Genomic DNA, 258 nt, shown 5'->3' with positions numbered 1-258 from the left:
TGGCAAGGAAGGCTCTGCTCCAGAGGTGATTGACGTTCCTGTCGAACAGGTCACGGACAAGCCGAAGCGCGTGCGTAAGCCTCGCGATAGTAAATAAGCAGAACAATGGAAGTGTGGCCGAGTGGTTTAATGCTCCGGTCTTGAAAACCGGCGAGGGCTTTGTCCTCCGTGAGTTCGAATCTCACCGCTTCCGCCAAGTTTTGGTGATTGTGCAGTATGCGGGTAAAAATAGGTAGCCCGTACGTGAATCGTGTCTGG

The 258-nt window shown here is 53.1% G+C and carries 1 tRNA gene; it reads left to right on the top strand.

Features of this window, described 5'->3' with window-relative positions:
• The first annotated feature begins 107 nt into the window (after window positions 1-107).
• A tRNA-Ser gene (locus tag AC1RPY_RS08035) sits at window positions 108-196 on the top strand.
• The last annotated feature ends 62 nt before the right edge of the window (window positions 197-258 follow it).

This window comes from Dellaglioa sp. CoH-56-MRSF-12, from assembly GCF_056782075.1.
This window is presented reverse-complemented; position numbering and strand designations above follow the sequence as displayed.